Below are 18938 nucleotides of genomic sequence, written 5' to 3'. Positions count from 1 at the left end.
AAGACCAAGGAGGCGACCTGTGGCTAAGGCAAAACGGACCGGATTCTTGTTGCTGTGGGCTACTGCTGTGCTCGCCACGGTCGTGGCCGCGCACTGTTCCCTTGCTCAGGAGCAGCAACCGGCCACAATCAACGTGTTCATCGATTGTCCCGACTACTTCTGCGACTTTGATTTTTTCCGCACCGAGTTGCGCTACGTCAACCACGTGCGTGACCGCAAAGATGCCGATGTGCACGTGCTCATCACTTCCCAGGAGACGGGCAGTGGGGGCGTGGAGTTCACGCTGAATTTCATTGGACTCCGTGCCTTTGCCGGACGAGAGGACACCCTGCGCTATGTGGCCAGCCATCGGGCCACCGAAGATGAGATTCGCCGTGGCCTGGTGCGCTACATGGCAATCGGCCTCGTCCCATACCTCGTGCACACAGAGACGTTCGATAGGCTGGGTGTCTCCTACACCGCCCCACCGGACACTGCTGCCAAGAAGGTGGTCGACCCCTGGAACTATTGGACGTTTAGCATCCACCTGACGGGTTCTGGCAGCGGGGAGAATTCTTACAAGGACTACTACCTCTCCACCAGGGCCTCGGCCAATCGCACCACCGAAACGTGGAAGATCCGGCTTTCGGTAAGTGACTACTACTCCGAGAGCCGCTACGAGATCGGCGACGCCTACGCCGTGGTCAATATCCGGCGTGGCGGCGGAGCAAAGGCAATGGTCGTGCGCAGCATCAACGACCACTGGTCGGTGGGTGGCCGCGCCTCGGCCTGGTGGTCAACCTATGACAACGTCGATCTCGGGGTGCGGGTGGCACCGGCCTTCGAGTTCGACATCTTCCCCTACAGCCAATCCACGCAGCGCCAGCTGACGTTCCAATACGCCCTCGGCGCACAGAACTGCCGGTACCACGAAGAGACCATCTTCTTCAAGACGGTGGAGAACCTTTTTGATCAGAGCCTGACCGCTTCTTACGTGATCAAACGCCCGTGGGGATCGGTGACCACCAGCCTCGAGGCGGCCAACTACTTGCACGACGCCAAGAAGTATCACGTGGAGCTCTACGGCTCGCTGGAGGTACGAGTCTTCAAGGGCTTGCGGCTGACCACTGGCGGCTACGTGACCTTCCTGCGTGACCAGCTGTCGCTGCCCCGCCGCGGTGCCTCGCTGGAAGAGGTGCTGCTCCGCCAACGCCTGTTGGAGACCTCCTACAACTACTTTGTCTCCTTTGGCATAAGCTACACTTTTGGCTCCGTGTACAGCACGATCGTCAACCCCCGTTTCGAAACGCAAGGGATAATAATTCGCATGTGAGAGGTGCGGGGAAAGGACCCTCCGTTCGTAAGAAGGGCAAGTTGAGCATGAGGAGGTAGGAGATGAAGCAATTGCTGTGGCTTTGCGCCGTCATTGTTGTGGGCTGGGGCGCAGTCGGGCTGGTGCTAGTGCCGTCTGCGTGCACCGCCCAAAGCGCGGCCACTACCGACCTCAGGACCATGGAGCGGATACTTGACCGTCTCGTGCTGGGCGAAGCGCCTTCCGGGCGCACCCAGACCAGAGGGGTAAGGCTCGAAGGCCACGGCGTTCTCTTCAGCGTCCCTTACACGCTGCTTACCTATGCTGTAGAGCCCGACACTGCGACCAGATGGAGCAAAATGTACCCCGACCTTCCTGCTCTTTACTACCAGGTCACGCAGCGGTTCCGACCTGCAACTGCGCACGCCGCAGTGGACTCGGTGAAGTCGGCGCTGCTGGTATTCTTTTCCCGATGGGCCGGGGCCATAACTGGCCTCCAGCCCGAGCACCTGGTGACGGTGGTGGTCGACTTTCAGCCCGTGGGCGTCACCTTTCCAAAAGGGGCGAGGGACATGACCCGTCGCCTGGTCGCCGCGGCGCGCTTCGCGGACATCCTGAATTTGCGCAAAGGGACCGCGCCGTTAGTGGCGCTGCAGCGCGCCGTTCGCTTCACCGAGGAGAAGGGCGGGGAAGCCGCAGAGTCGGAGCTGGCCATTATGGCCGACATCCTGGATACCCATCTGCGCACTTCCTTGGGTGGCATTCCCTTCGGTGAATCGACGCGTGCCCTGCGCGTGCCCCACTTGGGCGTGGTGCTGGTCTGCGGCTCGCGCCTGCCCCCTGGTTCCGGCCCCAATACCTTGCTCCCCCTTGGGGAGTCCTACGAACAGGCCATGAAGAGCTACCGGGAGGCCATGGACGGCTATCTCCTGGCACTTCTTCGAGCCGACACTGTGGCGCAGGACACGAGCGCCGGCCCACCGGCCGAACCCGCCAAGCCCAAGAGTGGCACGAAGAAGGCCGAGGCCGGCCGGAAGGAGAAGGAATCCCGCGAGCAGCAATTGCGTAGCTTGGCCAATGAGGTGGTTGACCTCCTCGGACGCTATTGTCCGGCGCTGCGCTCCGTTCCGGAGGGCGAATCTGTCGTCGTGCTCCTGGAGGTCGGCACCTATGGCGCCCCACAGGCTACGCGCCTGCAAATCGCCGTAAAGATGCGCGACGTGAGGCGGTTGGCCAGGGAGGAGATCTCTCCGGCGCAGTTCCGCAGCCTTGCGGCCATCCTCCTGGAATAAGGCCGCAAAAAAATCAGCGCGCACAAAAAAACACTTGACACGCGGGGGCAAGTTTTGTATATTTGCACCGTAATCGAGCCAGACCCCCTGATACCGGTAACCCCCCTAATCCCGGTTCAAGTTCAAGGCTTGGTTACGATTCAAGAAGCCGAGCTTGATACTCCGAAACCGGTAACCCCCCTAATCCCGGTTCACATCAATGCTCGGTTTCTTTTTTGTGCCGACTGCGGCGGATGAGGTGTAGGAGGTTCGCGGAAAGGGCGCGTAGGGGGCGAGCACCTCTGCAGATGAGGACCGGCAAGTCTGCCACCAGCCTAACGGCGGGCGACTTGCCTTTTGTGTATCGTGTGCAGCAAAGTGCTGAGAAGTGTGAGAGGGAGTAAAATGGCAAATCGGAGGACAAACCACCGGCGTCCGCGCGTGGCGCTCGGTGCAGTGATCGTCGTGGCCCTGCTGGCCACCGGCGGCCTGCTCTTTCGACTTCTGGACCTGGGCCCCAGGCACCGCGTACGGGAGCTGGAGCAGTCGCTGCAACAGCTGCGGGCATCGCTCAATGCCGACAGCATCCGGCAGTACCACATCCAGAAGGTGATGGCCATCATCCAGATGTACAATCCGGAGATGCCCTCGAGTCAGCGCTACGAGATCGCCAACGAGATCTACAACATGACCCTAAAGTACACCAATCTCGACGTCGATCTGTTGTGCGCGACCATCACCCACGAAACTGCTGGCACCTGGGACCCGGACATCGTTTCCCCGGCCGGGGCCATGGGGCTCATGCAGATCATGCCCGCCACCGGCATGTTCCTGGCAAGCTACGAAGGCCTCAACTGGAGCTCGCCGGAGGAGGTGCTGTTCAACCCCGTCTACAACGTCCGGCTGGGCGCCCGCTTTCTGGCAAGCCAGATCGACTACTACGACGTAGACGGCGGGTTGGCTGCCTACAATGGTGGCGAGAAGTGGGCGGCGCTGTGGGTGAAGAGCGGCAGGGACGACCGCATGCTGCCGCGCGAGACCAGGGAATATCTGCCCGCCGTGCTCGCGCTGTACGAGGAGTTCGCCAACATGCGCTTCTGAGCATTCTCCCTTTGCTCTGCGGGCGCATACCTACGACTGTTTTGCTCCGGAAAAAAGAAGAGGCCAGCGGAATTCCACCGGCCTCTCTTCATACTAGGGCTCTCAATACCCGTAGTAGCCGCGAAAGTCCCTGATCGAGGCCTTCTTCTTCAAGTCCGCCAACCAGTCCTGGAACACCCGGTTCCGCTTGCGCTGCAGGAGCTGCTGCTTGAGCACTTGCTTCTGCGCCTCGAACTCCGCGGTGTTGAATTTTTCCCTCTCCACCACCTGCAAAAGATAGTAGCCGCGCCTGCCCTCGATGGGTTTGGAAGTTTTGTCTTTCTCCAGCCCAAAAGCTGCGCCCAGGAATTGCGGCTCCCGACCCACTCCCGGCACAAAGCCGGCCATCGTGAACCAGTCGGTCGTCTTGACTTGCAGGGAGTCCTGGGCGGCGATCTCTTCGAGCGTCATGCCTGCGGCCACCTTCTGGTAGGCCTGCTCGCACATGTGCCGGGAGCGCTCGCGGTTGCGCTCCTGGGTGAGCACGGCGCGGATCTGTGGCTCTACGTCTTCCACAGGCCGCACGTGTTCCTTCTGGATGCCGGCCACCACCAGGACGACAAAGCCCCGGTCTGTGCGAATGGCACCGCTGGTCGTGCCCTGCCGGGCCGTGAAGATGAAGCGCGAGGTCTGCGGATCCCGCCCCAATTCGGGGACGAATCCCCCGGCCGGGAAAAAGTCGCTGTGATGAACCTCAAGAGTCTCTGCCCTAGCCAGGGCGTAAAAGTCCTCCCCCTCGCGCAGGCGGTCGGCAAAGTTACGGGCCGCATAGTTGGCGTTTTCGATGGTGGTGCGCAGCGGGCCAAACTTGAGCAGAATGTGCCGCGCCTTGACCTTCTCCTTACCGTCCTCCCTCTTCTTGTCCTCGACCTTGATGATGTGCAGCCCATGGATGGTCTTTACCGGCCCGACCACTGCGCCCACCGGTGCGGCAAAGGCGGCATCCGAGAAGGCCTCGAGCATGGCCTCGCGCTCAACGTACCCCAAGTCACCCCCTTTGTCCGAGGTGCCTGGGTCCTCAGAGTAAGTCTCGGCAAGGTCGGCAAAGTCCTCACCCTGTCGTGCTCGACTGAGAATTTCTTCAGCCAAGCGCCACACCTCGGCCGTGTCTGCGGCTGTGGCTTGCGTGCTGAAGAGCACATAGTCGATCTTGCGCTTCTCCGGCTCGGTAAAGTCTTGGCGATGCTTCCGGTAGTACTCGAGCACTTCTTTAGGCGAGATTTCCGGCTCCTCCTGGCCGTGGGCCGTGGGGTCGAAGAAGATGTACTTCACGCGCGCCCGCTGCTTCTGCTGCTGATATTCCCGGCGTACCTCGTCGTCGGTGACGCGCACGCTGGCGGTGATGGCGTCCTGCAGCTTTTGCTGAGGCAGGTAGAGCCGCAGGAGTCGCTCCAGCTGTATCCAGTACTCCCGGAAACGCTCGTCCTGCAGCGCTGCCTGGTAGCGACGCAGGTCAAAGTTGCCGTCCTCGCCTTTGAACACTTCGACTTCGCGCACAAAGTCGGGCGGCTGCTCGAAGATGTGGTGCTTGATTTCCTCGTCAGTTACCTCCAGGCCAAGCTTCTTGACCTCCTGGCTCAAGAGCACATTTTCCACCAGGCGGTCCCAGACGCTGCTGCGAATGCTTTCCATGCCGTAATCGTCGACGTCCTGGCCGGTGCGCTGGCGGTAAGCGGTGAGCTCATTCTCCAAGGCAGCGTCGTACTGCTCGCGGGTGATGTCCTGGCCGTTGACCACGGCGATCACCCCCTGCTGGAACCTGGTGGTGGTGCCGCACTTCAGCCCACCCATGCCCCATTCGAAGACGATGGTGGCGAGGAAGGCCAGCACCAGGATCATGAGAATGGTCTTCATGCTCTGCCGCATCTTGGTCATGACAGGCATATGCAGTTCCCTTTCGCGACGTCACTTGTCCTTCGTTGCGAGCCCCAACATCCGGGCCCTTGCTGCAAAACGTTTGAAATATATGCTTAGCCCCGCACAAATGCAAGGTCTTTTTCCCTTTGCAGTGTAGGGACCAGGCAAAACCTTCCCACCTAGGTGAGGTGATCAGGGATAGCTTCGAGTCGTTCTGTCCCTGTGCGGTGGCCTGGTTGTCATTGCGCCAAACCAAGGATCTGGTTGCACGATTGCCCCAGGAATATTATATTCCACCACCCACCCCGGAGGACCACCCATGAGCCCTGAACCCTATTGGGAGCGCCTGCATGACTCCAGAGACCCCCTGGCCCTGCGCCTGAAAATGCTCAGCTGCTCTGCGGAGCAGGTGCGCAACATGGTCTCGACCGCACAGGCCTTTCGCTGCAGCACCACGATGGTCGGATAGTGGCCGATCCACGCCTGGCTACCCGCGCGTTCCTGGAGAAAAGACCAATTGACATTCCGGCAAATTTCTATTACATTTTCTCCGCTTTCGCGGGGGCTGAGGAGTGAGCGAAAGGGACCAAGGTGACCTCAGAACGCAAGCGGCTGTTTCTTGTGGATGGATCGGCACTGGTTTTCCGCTCCTACTACGCGTTCATCCGCAACCCGTTGATCAATTCCAAGGGAGAGAACACCAGCGCGGTCTTTGGCGTGACGCGCTCCCTGCTCAAGATTGTGCAGGAGGAACAGCCCGACTACCTGGCAGTGGTGTTCGACCGGCCGGAGCCGACCTTCCGGCATCAGCTGTATGAGCAGTACAAGGCCACGCGCCAGGAGGCGCCCGTCGACCTCATCGAGCAACTGCCGCGCGTGCGCGAGGTGGTCGAAGCGCTGGGCATCCCCATCATCGAGAAGCCGGGGTTCGAGGCGGACGACATCATCGGCACGCTGGCCAAGCGCGCTGAGCAGCAGGGTCTGGAGACCTACGTGGTCAGCGGCGACAAGGACCTGCTGCAGCTGGTCTCGCCGGCTATCAAGGTCTACAATCCCCGTCGCGCCGGCGAAGCCGTTGAGGTGCTGGACGTCGCGGGCGTGGAAGAGAAGCTCGGCGTTCCCCCGCAGCGCGTGGTGGACTATCTTGCCTTAGCAGGCGATGCCTCGGACAACGTCCCAGGAGTGCCAGGCATCGGGCCGAAAGGGGCGGCGGCCTTGCTCAAGGAGTTCGGTGACTTGGAAAACCTCATGCGCAACGTCGAAAACATCAAGCGCGATGCGGTGCGCAAGGCCATTGTGGAGCATCAACAGGAACTGGAGATCTCCAGGAAGCTGGTGACCATCGACTGCAACGTGGACGTCGACTTGACCTTCGACCAGTTGGTGCGACGGGAGCCCGATGCCCCGCGCCTGATGCGGCTGTTCCATGAGTTAGAATTCGCGTCGCTGGCCGACCAGTTTGCCCAACGTGGCCAGCAGGCGGTGACCTATCGCGCCATCCTCACTCGGGAGGAACTGGAGTGGCTCATTACCCAGCTGCGCGCCGCCGGCAAGTTTGCTCTTGACCTGGAGACCACCTCGCTGAATCCCATCGACGCCGAGATCGTCGGCCTCTCCTTTGCCTGGCGGGCGGGCGAGGCCTACTACGTTCCCGTGCAGGCGCCGGCCTTGGACTTTACCCCCTGGGCTCCTGCTGCGGAGGTGCTGGCACTGCTCAAACCTCTGCTTGAGGACCCCGGCCTCAAGAAGTGTGGTCAGAATGTCAAGTTCGACATGGCGGTGCTCAAGATGGCCGGCGTGACCCTGGCAGGCGTGGAGTTCGACAGCATGATCGCCTCCTATCTGCTGAATCCCTCGGGCCGGCAGCACAACTTGGATTCGCTGGCGCTGGAGCATTTCGGCCACAAGAAGATCGCCATCAGCGAGCTCATCGGCTCGGGCAAGAAGCAGCGGAGTATGGCGGAAGTGCCCCTGGCCCAGATCGCCGAATACGCCTGCGAGGATGCCGACTTTGCCTGGCGTCTGCAGGAGAAGTTGGCGCCGCAGCTGCATGAGGCCGCGCTGTGGGAGCTGTTCGAGAGCGTGGAGATGCCCTTGGTGCCGGTGCTCATGCAGATGGAGCTGGACGGAGTGTCACTGGATGTGCCCTTCTTGGAGCAGATGTCCCAGGAGTTGAGCCGGCAGATGGACGGCCTCATGGCCCAGATCTACGACCAGGCAGGGGAGGAGTTCAACATCAACTCCACGCAGCAGCTGGGCACGATCCTCTTTGAGAAGCTGAAGCTCCGCAAGGTGCGGCGCACCAAGACCGGCTACTCCACCGACGTGGCGGTGTTGGAAGAGCTGGCAAAAGAGCACCCATTGCCGCGCACCATCCTCGAGTACCGGCAGCTGGCCAAGCTGAAGTCCACCTACGTGGATGCGCTGCCCAAGTTGGTCAACCCGCGTACCGGACGGGTGCACACTTCGTTCAATCAGGCAGTGACGGCCACGGGACGCCTCTCCTCTTCGGACCCTAACCTCCAGAACATTCCCATTCGCACGGAGATGGGCAGCCAGATCCGCAAGGCCTTCATCCCGAAGGACGATGACCACGTGATTCTGGACGCGGACTATTCGCAGATCGAGCTGCGCATCATGGCCCATCTGTCCGGCGACCCACGCCTGCGCCAGGCCTTTGTCGATGGCGAGGACGTGCACCGGCGCACTGCTGCCCTGGTGTTCAAGTTGGACCCAGAGGAGGTCACTCCGGAGCACCGGCGGCGGGCCAAGGAGGTGAACTTTGGCATCATGTACGGCATGGGGGCCTATGGCTTGTCGACGCGCCTGGACATCCCCGTGGAAGAAGCCGAGGCCTTCATTGCCACCTACTTTGCCACCTACCCGGGCGTGCACCAGTACATCATGAAGACGCTGGAGCAGGCGCATCGTCAGGGCTACGTGACCACGCTCCTCAACCGCCGGCGGTACCTGCCGGAAATCAATAGCGACAATCGGCGGATGCGGGAGTTTGCCGAGCGCACCGCCATCAACATGCCCATTCAGGGCTCGGCTGCGGACCTCATCAAGGTGGCGATGATCAATATCAGTCGCGCTCTGCGCCAGTCAGGGCTTAAGACCAAGATGATCTTGCAGGTGCACGACGAGCTGGTGTTTGAGGTGCCCAAAAACGAGGTGGAGCAGGTGCGCACCCTGGTGCGGCACGAAATGGAGCACGCCATCACCATGGACGTGCCGATCAAGGTGGATATCGGGGTGGGCAGGAATTGGCTTGAGGCGCATTGAATTGCCGCGCGCGGGACGGCCGCTGAGGGGCTGAGGGACACTCACGAGGAGGGCAGGCTTGGGGCTGCCTCAACAACAGCGCATGGGATCAGAGATGAACCAAGGCAACGTTGGCGAAAAGTGCGGCGACGAGGTGGTTCTCACCATTCCCAGCGACCCACGCATGCTGAAAATCGTCCGGGCAGGCGTTGGCCACCTGTGCGCCATCATGGGTTTCACCAACTTGGAGAAGAACAGCGTGGTCCTGGCGGTGGACGAGGCCTGTTCCAACATCATCAAGCACGCCTACGGCGGCGAAAATGGGCACCCGATCGAGATTCGCTGCCGCATGTTTCCTGACCGCCTGGAGGTGCGGCTGCGCGACTATGGGAAAAAGGCGGACCTGCAAAGAGTGCAGGCGCCAGCCACTGACCGCGTCAGGCCAGGCGGCTTTGGGCTGCACCTGATCAGAACGGTCATGGACACCGTGCAGTACAGCAACGATCCGGTGCTAGGCAATCATCTGCTACTGGTGAAACACAAGCGCGACACTGAGGAGCGGCGTGGTGGAAGTAAGAGTTAGGCAAGAAGGTGGGGCGGACATCGTGGAGGTAGCCGGGGAGGTGGACCTCTTTTCCTCGCCGGAGGTGCGCAAGGCTCTCCTTTCGCTGGCCAAGAAGAGGTCTCCGCTGATTATCGTGGATCTTGCCCGAGTGAGCTACATGGACAGTTCGGGGTTAGCGACTCTCATCGAAGGGCTGCAGATGGCCCGGGCCCACCAGGGGGAATTCAAACTTGCCTCCCTGCGGGAGGAGGTGCTGGAGGTCTTTGAGCTGACGCGGCTGGTGGATGTGTTCGAGATTCATGACGATGTGGCACAGGCCTTGGCAAGCCTGAGGCCAGGCGGCGATGGGCGTGGTTAAGTCGACATGCGGTAGTGTCGGGCGGCTCACCTTGCAGACGGCTGGCCATGCAGGAAGCATGGCCCTCCTTTGTTGGCGTACCTGTGCCCGCATTCTGCTGGCGCGGGTGCGCCTTAGCCATACGACCCAGCAGTTGGTACGCACCGGCGCCGATTCCGTGCCCATCGTGGCGGTGATGTGCTTTCTGGTGGGGTTGATCCTGGCCATGCAGGCTGCTTATCAACTGGAGCCGTTTGGGGCCACCATCTACGTGGCCGACTTGCTGGCGGTGTCCATGACCAGGGAGATGGGCCCCATGCTCACCGCCATCATCGTCACCGGGCGCAGCGGGTCGGCGATCGCTGCGGAGCTGGGCACCATGAAGGTGTCGGAGGAGATCGACGCGCTGCGCACCATGGGCATCGACCCCATTCATCTGCTGGTGGTGCCGCGTACCCTGGCCCTCATGGTGGCCGTCCCTTGCCTGACGCTGATCGCGGACGCGGTGGGGATTGCCGGCGGCCTGAGCATCGCGGTCACGGCCTTGAAGCTCTCCGCGGTGCAATACCTCAAAGAGACCGCCGACGCTCTGGTCATGAAAGACCTGCTCACCGGTTTGGTGAAGAGCCTCTTCTTTGGCCTGATCATCGCGCAGGTGGGCAGCTACCAGGGCCTGAGAGTGAGCGGGGGCGCAGAAGGGGTGGGGCGCGCCACCACGACCTCGGTGGTGAGCTCGATCTTTCTGATCATCTTGGCCGACTTGGCATTCACGGCCTTGTTCTATTCCACACTGTGACGGTTGTCGGACTTCGATGGCAAAGGTGGCAATACAGGTTTGCGACTTGGTAGCGCGCTACGACAGCCGCGTCATCTTGGACCACATCAATTTGGAAGTGCGCAAGGGCGAGACCATGGTCATTGTCGGCCGCTCGGGGTGCGGCAAGAGCACCTTGCTGCGCCACATGGTTGGCCTGGACCAGCCGGCCAGCGGCCACGTGTTCATCGACGGGATCGACATCACCAGCGCGGACGACAAGGCCAGAAACGAGCTCCTCAGAAAGATGGGAGTCCTATTCCAGAGCGGGGCGCTGTTCAATTCAATGAGCATCGGCGACAACGTGGCCCTGCCGTTGCGGGAGCACACCCGCCTGGAGGAATCGACCATTCGCATCATGACGCGCATGAAGCTGGACGCGGTGGGGCTGGCCGGCTTTGAGCACTTTTGGCCGGCGCAGCTGTCAGGGGGCATGAAGAAGCGGGCCGCCCTGGCGCGGGCCATCGCCATGGACCCCGAGTACCTCTTTTGCGACGAGCCGTCGGCGGGCCTGGACCCGGTGGTGGCCATGGGCATCGACAAGCTTCTGCTGCGCCTGAAGAGGGCGTTCAAGATGACCATGGTGGTGGTGACGCACGAGTTGGCCTCCATCTTCACCATTGCCGATCGCATCGCGATGATCGATGGCGGGCGCATCATTGCCGTGGGCACCCCCGATGAGCTGCGCGCCAGCACGCACCGCCGGGTGCAGCAGTTCCTCAACCGCGAGGCCGATGAGGAGGAGCTCGACCCCAAGGCGTACTTTCGCGCCCTGACGCAAGAACCAGGAGATTAGGATGACTTACCGCCGCAGCGAAGTGAAGGCCGGCGTTTTCGTCATCGTTAGCCTGCTGATCCTGCTGACGTTCATCATTGCCATCAGCGGCCTGGACCTCAAGCGCGACACGCATCGCTATTCAGTGCGTTTCCGCTACGTGGGTGGCATCACGCGGGGCTCGCTGGTGCGCGTTGGCGGCATGGAGGTCGGGCGGGTCACTGCCCTGCGCATCCCTGCGGACGGCGACTCCCGGGTGGAAGTGGTGCTGGAGGTGCGGGGCGATGCGCCGATCAGAGTCGACTCGGAGGCGTTCATCACCACCATCGGACTGATGGGCGCACTTTATGTGGAAATCACCTTGGGCTCCCCGGATGCACCTTTGCTCCCCAGTGGCAGCACAATCAGGAGCGTCGAGGTCACTGCTTTTGCCCAGATGTCCGGCAGCCTGGCATCGGTGAGCGAGCGGCTCAACGAGCTCGTCGCCAGGCTCAATCAGTTGCTCGGGGAGCAGAACCAACAAGCCGTTGCCGCCTTGTTGCAGAACGCCAACGCATTGCTTGGTCCGCAGAAGGGGGAGCTCCCGAGGCTATTGGCGAGGCTGAACGGCGTTGCCGAGCAAATGCAACAAGCTGCCGCCTCCTGGAATGGGGCCATCACGGACAATGAACAGGCCGTTCGCCAGGCAGTGGTGCAACTGCCGCAGGTGCTGGCGCAGAGCTCGGCGACACTGGCAAGCATTGCGGCAGCCAGCTCCCACCTTGATGAGCTCCTTGTCGCCAACGGAGCAGAGTATGCGCAGATGATGGCAGACCTGCGAGCCACGGCCACGAACTTGGAGGAGCTCTCGCGAACACTTCGGGAAAGGCCGTGGTCGCTCCTGCGCGCCTCCGGGCCAAAAGATCGAGAGCTGCCAGACTGACCAGAGCGAGGTTGTATATGATGCGGACTGCAATGGTGGCCACTGTGCTCTTGGCCAGCACGTTGGGGTGCGGACACGTGCCGCAGACCCACTACTATCTTTTCGACTATGAGCGGGCCTCCGTGCCTGGGCAGACCTTGCCGGTGAGCATAGGGATAGCAAGCGTTGAGGTGGTACCGCCCTATGACCAGGAGCGGTTGGTCTTTCGCCGCTCGCGCCACGAGGTGGAGTTCTACCACTACCACCGTTGGGTGGAGCACCCGGCGCAGTTGGTGCGCAGGTGCCTGCTCCGCGACCTGGCGCAGTCGCAGCGGTTCCGGGAGGTGGTCCCCTTTCCGGGACACCGGTCGGTGGACTATGTTCTGAGCGTGCGCATCGAGCGGCTGGAGGAGTGGGACGAGGGCCAATCCTGGTTTGCCTGCCTGGAGTTGCAATGTGAGCTGGGCAAACCCAAGGCATTGGAGCTGCTCCACAGTTGGAGAATCAGCGAGCGGGAGATGACCCGTGAGCATTCTCCCGCCGGTGTGGTGCAAGCCCTCACCCGCTGTTTGCAACGCGCCTCGCAGAACATCCTCAATGAGCTTGGTGAGCACGTTGCAGCACGATGAAGCGAGGAAGTTAGATGGGAAAGTATCTGAGGCTCATCGGCGAGCTGTGGCGTTTCCTACGGATACGCAAGAAATGGTGGCTTGGGCCGATCTTGGTGGTCCTGGTGCTGCTCAGTGTTCTCATTCTGTTGACGGAAGGGTCAGCGTTGGCCCCTTTCATCTACGCTCTGTTCTAAGCACCTCCGTCACAATCTTTGCGAAAGGTGGGAGGGTGATGAACTCCTGTCTGCGGTGCGCTCGCCTGGCCTTGTGGGGAGCGTCCCTCTTTTTCTTCCTCGCCAGTGGCTGCGCGAAGCGACCCCTACCGGAGTCCTCTCTTGCGCAAGTGAATGCAGAGCAGATTACCGTGGCCGAGTTCGCTGAAGAGTTCCTCTTCCGGCCGAAGTTTCGCCCCGACAGCAAGGGGGCTGAGGCCGTGCGGGAACAGTACGAGAAAATGATGGAGGAACGCCTGTTGGCCCAGGAGGCAGAGAGGCGCAAGTTGCACCGCGACGAGCGCATTGCTCTGCGCCTGGACTGGGTGCGGCGGCAGGCCATGAGGGAGCAGCTCTATCGCAAGAAGGTGAAAGAGCAGGTGCAGGTCAGTGAGGCCGAGCTGCGGCAGGCCTTTCTGCGGCGCCACACCACGCTGCAGGTTCGCCACATAGTGGCGCCCAGCGAAGAGGAAGCCTGGCGACTGCGCAGCCGCCTTGAAGCTGGCGCGTCATTCGAGGAGGTGGCCGGGCAACTGCCTCCGCTCCCTGGCATGGTTGCTCAATCAGGCAAGCCGATTGCTTGCCGCTGGGGAGAATTGGACCCGAACTTTGAGGCGGCTGCGTACGAGTGGAAGGTGGGGGAACTGTCGGCGCCGGTCAAGACCGGGTGGGGCTATCACATCATCCGCGTCGAGGATGTCAGCAGGGAGGGTATCCTCACCGAGGAAGACTTTCAGGCGGAAAGACGCAGCATAGAGCGGATCATCCGGGCCCGCAAGGAGGACAAAATAGCGCGCGACTACGCAGCTGGCCTTCTGCAGGGGGTGCAGGCGCGGGTCAACGGCGAGCTCTTCGCCTATTTGGTGAACACGGCACGCGCAGCGCTCAGAGACTCGGCCGGGCAATTGCCAGGACAGCTCCCGGTGCTCCAGGACGAAGAACTGGGCAGGATGGCCTCCGCCCTGCACGAGCGCATGGACCAGGTCTTTGTCTCCATGGGCGAGAGGCAGTGGACCTTGCGCCACTTCTTGCGCCTTGTGCAGGCCATGCCGTTGGAGCAGCGCCCGCACATGCATCGCCCCAACCGTTTCCGGCAAGAGCTCCAGGACTTGATTCGCGACGAGTTCCTGGCCGACCAGGCGGCGAGGGAGGGCATGGCAAAGGAGCCGCAGGTGAAGGCGGAGGTGGAGCGCTGGCGCCGCATATTGCTGGCGGCACGCATGCGCAGCCTGCTGACCGACACGGTGAACCTCAGCGACCAGGAACTGCGACTCTACTATGCGCAGCGGCAACAGCGCTACCGCCTATCTACGCCTCTTGAACAGCTTACCCCGCAAGCGCTGGAGGTGCTGCGTGAGGACGCCTGGCGTGCCAAGGCCGACAGCGTGGTTGCCTCCTTCGCTGCGCAACTCCGCCTGCGCGCGCGAATCCGGGAGAATCCGGACGCCTATCAACGCGCCTTCGCCGAGGTGGGGGGAGACCATGCGGCGTTCATCAAAGTGATGCCGGTGAAACCGTGAGGCCCAACGACCAGGGCACCGATCCCCTCGGGGCGTCGCTGCCCCAGTGGTGCAAGGCCAGCCGTGCGACGACGGAAAACTGAGAGTTCCCTCAGAAATCTGTGAACGCGGAGACGCTCCGCCCGCACTGTGCCGCCGCTCTGAGCACACCATGAGGGACCGCGATGGTGGCACAAGGGTTGCAAAAGTCGGCCTGACGGGGGAGAGCAAAGGAGGCCGATATGCGTCGACGTGTGTTGTTTCTGGTTTCCGTGGGGTGGGCTGCCCTGGTGCCGCTGGTCTTCGCGCAAGTGCCGGCAGAGCGTGGCCAGGTGAAACTTGCTAACCTGCCGAGCCTTCTTACAGGTGCCTCCAGACCGGCCCGTCTTTTTGCGCTTCCCACCGGTGCAGTGCTCCGTTCCTTCGAGATTTCCCTTTCGGCAGGCAGCTCTTACGGTGTGGCCAATGGCGGCGGGACCGTGGCCCGAGCATCTTTTGGCTTGGGCGGGATCGCCGAAGTGGAGTTCTCTTCGGCAGAGGTGGCCAACCAGATGAGCGGTCAGACCACCCGCCTGCCCACGCGGGCCTTCAAGATGGGCTTGACGCCGGAGTGGCTGCGCGGCCGCTGGTACGTCCCGGATGTAGCCCTGCAGCTGTGCACTTCCAACTGGGGCGAGTTGATGCGCCGCGGCGACTATGTCAGCCCCGACAACAAGCGCATGGACGCTTTGGGCAATCGCCTCACCACGGCGGCACTGGAAAGCCGCGTCACCACCCTCTACCTCGTCGTGGGCAAACAGGGGGCAGTGGCCGGTGTCCATGTCGGCCTCTGCCTGGCCGATGTGCGCACGCGCCGCGGCATCCAGTGGCTTTACAACGAGGCGAGTTACACCACCACCGCCGTGGAGATCCCCGAACTGCAGAGAAACATCGTTGGCCCGGCTGGCGGAGTCACGGTGGCCATGAATCCGCGCACGCACCTCATGGTGGAAGCAGGCCCGGTTCCTGAAATCCGCTACCTGGTCGAAGAGCGCACGGTGGCGGTGCGCCGTGTATGGCGAGCGGTTGGTGGCGTGCGGTTCTTTCTCGGCTCCTGGCTGAGTTGGGACACCGGCGTCCGCTACCAGAGCAACTTCGAAGGCATTGCTGATGCCAGGATTGAGATGGGCCTCAACATGATCCTCCCCTTGACGCGCGGCCGCCCGTAGGCGACAGAGCAGACGAAGCATGCGCCGCACGAGTACATAAGATGGACTGCCCAGGACAGATGCCGGTGCGAGACATAGGAGAAAGCTAATGGGACGCAGGCGTTTTTGCTGCATAACGGCGGCGGTGGCGCTAGTCACCGCCGCGCTCCCGGCACATGCCCAGTACTGGGGCGGACGGGTGCTGGAAAAGTCCTTCGAGCAGACGGAGTTCTTCTTTCTGCCCAATGATGTCCTCCCTTATGGCCTGGGCGCGTTCAGCAGGGTGGCGCCGGGCCTCATCGACGAGCCGCTATTGAACGTGGCGGTCAATCCTGCGTACCTGTGCCGCGCGGAGCTGCAGCGCCCCTATCTCTACCTGGACTTTCGCAACACGCATTTGGTGGAGGAACAACAAGGGTACCGCTGGCCTGGGCTCTACGTGGAGGGGCCGGCGGCGGCCGACTTTGTGCCGCCTTACCCCTGCTTCTTCTTGCAGACGCGCCGACTGCCCGAGCCGGTGTTCTCCGGCGCAGTGCTGGCGCAGCCTTTCGGCCAGAAGCTTTCCCTCGGCCTCACCTATCAGGCGTTGCTGCAGGACCAGGCCTACTACAGCATCCCGCAGGACATCTACCGCGCGCGGGTGGGCCTGGACTATGCAGGGAACAGCGTGGCGCGCACCGAGGATATCCCGGTGGTTGACTGCTACCAAGGAAGCGACGAAATGCACGAGGCCGGCCACTTCCTTGCTGCCCTTGCTGGCTACAAGCTACTACCCCGCCTCTATTTGGGAGCTAAGGTGAATCGTACGCTCTTTGCACGGGACGGCTCCTTCGGCTCTCGGAACCTCTGGGAGGTATCGCCACGTGCCGGCCAGTCCTTATGGCGCAACAGCGAGGAGCGCACGCAAGACTATGACCACTGGGACATGGCAGGCGGATTCTCCTGGGGTGTGAGCAAGAAGGTCCAGGTGGGAGCGACGGTGGGCTATCTGTGGGGTGACGCCGTGCAGTCGCTGACCAGGAGCGACAGCTCGTACTGGTACTACAAGAGTCCAGGGGCTCGCGATTCCAGCCGCTACGGGCAAGGCGCTGCCGCGCAACAGGATTGGGATCACCGGGGAAAGACCACCTACGGCGGCGTCACCCTGTGGGCCGAGCTCAGTCCCACGCACCAACTGGTGGGCTACTACATGTACCTGTCCCAGCGCACGGATATCGCGGTCAGCTCCTGGGCCCACGACACCTCGTTCAGCGCCTACTTTTCCGATTGGGACAGCGAATGGTACAAGGGCCACGGGGAATCGGCCTTGCATGACGTGCGCAGCGGTGCGGGCGACGCCCCTCTCAAGCTCCACCGCCTGGCCGCAACCCTGCACTGGCAGCTGGAAAGGCAGATGCGCCTGCACCTGGGCGTACAGTATGAGGAAAAGCGCAGGAGCATCGCTAGCAGCGAGGGCGTGCTCGCCAGTCGCCACAGCAGCTTCAGCCACGGGGGGAGCAGTTCCTCGGAGTGGCACTACTCCAGTCGCGTGGACGAGGACAAGACCTTGCACTGGGACTTTCGGGTGCGCAAGCTGGCCGTGCAGCTTCCGGTGGTGCTCACCTGGCAGCCGCGCAAGCCCGTGGAACTGCTCCTTGGCCTCAACCGTTCCATGAAGCAGTGGGAGATCACCGATGTGACCACGGCGATCTTTGCCTTTCGTGAGGTCACCGAAGACAGCGTGAGGTCGCGCAAGACCGATTTCGGCGAGCGCTACACGGAGCCGCGTGAGAAACGAAGCGAGGTGCAGACCACCTTCTTGGCCGGGGTGACGCTGCGGCCCTCCGCGCGCTTTGGCGCGCGTCTGCTGGCGGTGCCCCACTACGCCTCGACGCCAGCGGGCATGACCCTGCGCGAGATGCAGTGGTGGTTGGCCCTCACGCTCACGATGTAACTTGCAGGAGGCAGGCAATATGCTGACGCATCGAGCCATGACCATGCTGTGGGCAGCGGCGCTCCTTGTGCTTCACTGCACGCGGGACTTTTCGGTGGAGCCGGTGCAATCGCAGGCACGGGAGCTCACGCCGCTGGAAAAGCACCTCACCGAGGCCGATAACCGCTTCGGCCTCAAGCTCTTTGCCGAGCTGGCAAAGGAGGATCTGGGCAAGAACGTGTTCATCTCACCGCTGAGTGTGGCTCTGGCGCTCGGCATGGCCTACAACGGCGCCGCGGGTACCACCGAGGGGGCGCTCCGCCATACCCTCGAGTTTGGGGAGCTGTCCGCTGCGGAAATAAACTCCTCATTTCAAAGCCTACTCAGCCTGCTGAGCCAGCTCGATCCCTCGGTGACGATGGAGATCGCCAATTCGGTCTGGTACCGCCTGGGATTCGCCGTGGAGCAGGAGTTCGTGCGCCTCAACCAGACCTACCTCAACGCCGAAGTGCGGAGCCTGGACTTTGCCTCCCCCGCTGCGCTGGGAATTATCAACGCCTGGGTCCGTGACAAGACGCGCGGCCAGATCTCCTCTATTGTGGACCGCATCAATCCGGGGGCCATGCTCTACCTCATCAATGCCATTTACTTCAAAGGGACGTGGACGCGGGAGTTCGACCCCGACCTCACCCGCGATGACCAGTTCACTGCCGCCGATGGCTCCATGGCACCATGTCGCATGATGGCCCAGGAGGGCGAGTTCTCCTACTTTGAGGATGAGGAAGTGCAGGCCGTAGATCTTCCCTATGGCAACCGCATGTTCAGCATGGTCGTGGTGTTGCCCAAGAGCGGTGTTTCGCTGCAGGCGCTGAGCGGCGCCCTCGATGCCGAGCGCTGGAACCAATGGATGGGGCGTTTTGCCACGCGTAAGGGGAGCGTGCAGATGCCCAAGTTCAGGCTTGAGTATGAGGCAAGCCTGAACCGAGCACTGGCGGCATTGGGCATGGCGGAGGCCTTTACCGTCAGGGCCAATTTCACGTGCATCAACCCGCAGGGAGGGCTGTACATCAGCGAGGTGAAGCACAAGAGCTTTGTGGAGGTGGACGAGAAAGGGACCGAGGCGGCGGCGGTGACCGCCGTGGTGATTATTAGGGTAACCAGCGTTGACCCCAGCTTCTTTGTCATGCGCGTGGACCGGCCGTTCCTTTTTGCCATCCGCGAGCGCCACTCGGGCACAATTCTCTTCGTCGGCAGGATTCTGAGCCTGGCCTGAGGAGCATGTGGCTCGCGAGAGCATGGTCA

Annotated in this window: 17 protein-coding genes; 16 read left to right on the top strand and 1 reads right to left on the bottom strand. The window is 62.1% G+C overall.

Going from position 1 to position 18938, the window contains the following annotated elements; translation table 11 throughout:
* Positions 1-19: 19 nt before the first annotated feature.
* From NUW13_11150 to NUW13_11140, 3 genes are all read left to right on the top strand, one after another.
* Positions 20-1312 carry a hypothetical protein gene (locus tag NUW13_11150; GenBank protein MCR4439579.1) on the top strand — a complete coding sequence of 431 codons (1293 nt, stop codon included), beginning with the start codon at positions 20-22 and terminating at the stop codon, positions 1310-1312.
* A 62-nt stretch (positions 1313-1374) separates the two neighbouring features.
* Positions 1375-2583, top strand: a complete 1209-nt coding sequence (locus NUW13_11145) for a hypothetical protein (protein ID MCR4439578.1) — start codon at positions 1375-1377, stop codon at positions 2581-2583.
* A gap of 384 nt (positions 2584-2967) precedes the next feature.
* Positions 2968-3663: a transglycosylase SLT domain-containing protein gene (locus NUW13_11140; protein MCR4439577.1), complete on the top strand. Its 696-nt coding sequence runs from the start codon at positions 2968-2970 to the stop codon at positions 3661-3663.
* Between the two features lie 102 nt (positions 3664-3765).
* Here NUW13_11140 and NUW13_11135 read toward each other — a convergent pair whose 3' ends face one another.
* A complete protein-coding gene (locus NUW13_11135; protein ID MCR4439576.1) occupies positions 3766-5577 on the bottom strand; it encodes a peptidylprolyl isomerase in 1812 nt (603 codons plus the stop codon).
* 301 nt (positions 5578-5878) lie between these two features.
* On the opposite strand from NUW13_11135, the gene NUW13_11130 reads away from it, so the two are divergent.
* The 13 genes from NUW13_11130 to NUW13_11070 all read left to right on the top strand — a co-directional run bounded on the left by NUW13_11130 (position 5879) and on the right by NUW13_11070 (position 18909).
* The gene (locus tag NUW13_11130) at positions 5879-6028 is read left to right on the top strand and encodes a hypothetical protein (GenBank protein ID MCR4439575.1); all 150 of its coding nucleotides are present in this window, start codon (positions 5879-5881) and stop codon (positions 6026-6028) included.
* Positions 6029-6150: 122 nt separating this feature from the next.
* Entirely contained in the window at positions 6151-8844 is a 2694-nt protein-coding gene (gene polA / locus NUW13_11125) for a DNA polymerase I (protein ID MCR4439574.1), read from the top strand.
* Between the two features lie 94 nt (positions 8845-8938).
* The gene (locus tag NUW13_11120; GenBank protein ID MCR4439573.1) at positions 8939-9406 is read left to right on the top strand and encodes an ATP-binding protein; all 468 of its coding nucleotides are present in this window, start codon (positions 8939-8941) and stop codon (positions 9404-9406) included.
* Entirely contained in the window at positions 9390-9746 is a 357-nt protein-coding gene (locus tag NUW13_11115; protein MCR4439572.1) for an STAS domain-containing protein, read from the top strand. Before NUW13_11120 ends, NUW13_11115 begins: the two co-directional genes overlap by 17 nt.
* Positions 9739-10521: an ABC transporter permease gene (locus NUW13_11110; GenBank protein ID MCR4439571.1), complete on the top strand. Its 783-nt coding sequence runs from the start codon at positions 9739-9741 to the stop codon at positions 10519-10521. Before NUW13_11115 ends, NUW13_11110 begins: the two co-directional genes overlap by 8 nt.
* 16 nt (positions 10522-10537) lie before the next feature.
* Positions 10538-11335, top strand: coding sequence for an ABC transporter ATP-binding protein (locus NUW13_11105; GenBank protein MCR4439570.1), 798 nt, complete (start codon positions 10538-10540; stop codon positions 11333-11335).
* A 1-nt stretch (position 11336) separates the two neighbouring features.
* On the top strand, positions 11337-12236 hold the full coding sequence (locus NUW13_11100; protein MCR4439569.1) for an MlaD family protein: 900 nt from the start codon (positions 11337-11339) through the stop codon (positions 12234-12236).
* 17 nt (positions 12237-12253) lie between these two features.
* The gene (locus NUW13_11095; protein ID MCR4439568.1) at positions 12254-12844 is read left to right on the top strand and encodes a PqiC family protein; all 591 of its coding nucleotides are present in this window, start codon (positions 12254-12256) and stop codon (positions 12842-12844) included.
* 14 nt (positions 12845-12858) lie between these two features.
* Positions 12859-13020 (top strand): DUF5989 family protein, encoded by a 162-nt coding sequence (locus NUW13_11090; GenBank protein ID MCR4439567.1) that lies wholly within the window; start codon positions 12859-12861, stop codon positions 13018-13020.
* 149 nt (positions 13021-13169) lie between these two features.
* Positions 13170-14558: a peptidylprolyl isomerase gene (locus NUW13_11085; GenBank protein MCR4439566.1), complete on the top strand. Its 1389-nt coding sequence runs from the start codon at positions 13170-13172 to the stop codon at positions 14556-14558.
* Between the two features lie 221 nt (positions 14559-14779).
* Positions 14780-15745, top strand: a complete 966-nt coding sequence (locus NUW13_11080; protein ID MCR4439565.1) for a hypothetical protein — start codon at positions 14780-14782, stop codon at positions 15743-15745.
* A gap of 88 nt (positions 15746-15833) precedes the next feature.
* Positions 15834-17657 carry a hypothetical protein gene (locus NUW13_11075; GenBank protein MCR4439564.1) on the top strand — a complete coding sequence of 608 codons (1824 nt, stop codon included), beginning with the start codon at positions 15834-15836 and terminating at the stop codon, positions 17655-17657.
* A 19-nt stretch (positions 17658-17676) separates the two neighbouring features.
* Entirely contained in the window at positions 17677-18909 is a 1233-nt protein-coding gene (locus NUW13_11070; protein MCR4439563.1) for a serpin family protein, read from the top strand.
* Positions 18910-18938: the final 29 nt, after the last annotated feature.

The organism is candidate division KSB1 bacterium (assembly GCA_024655945.1).
In the GTDB taxonomy this organism is placed as follows: Bacteria; Zhuqueibacterota; Zhuqueibacteria; order JANLFK01; family Oleimicrobiaceae; genus Oleimicrobium.
The sequence above is the reverse complement of the archived record's forward strand: the minus strand, read 5'-3'. Positions and strand labels throughout refer to the sequence as shown.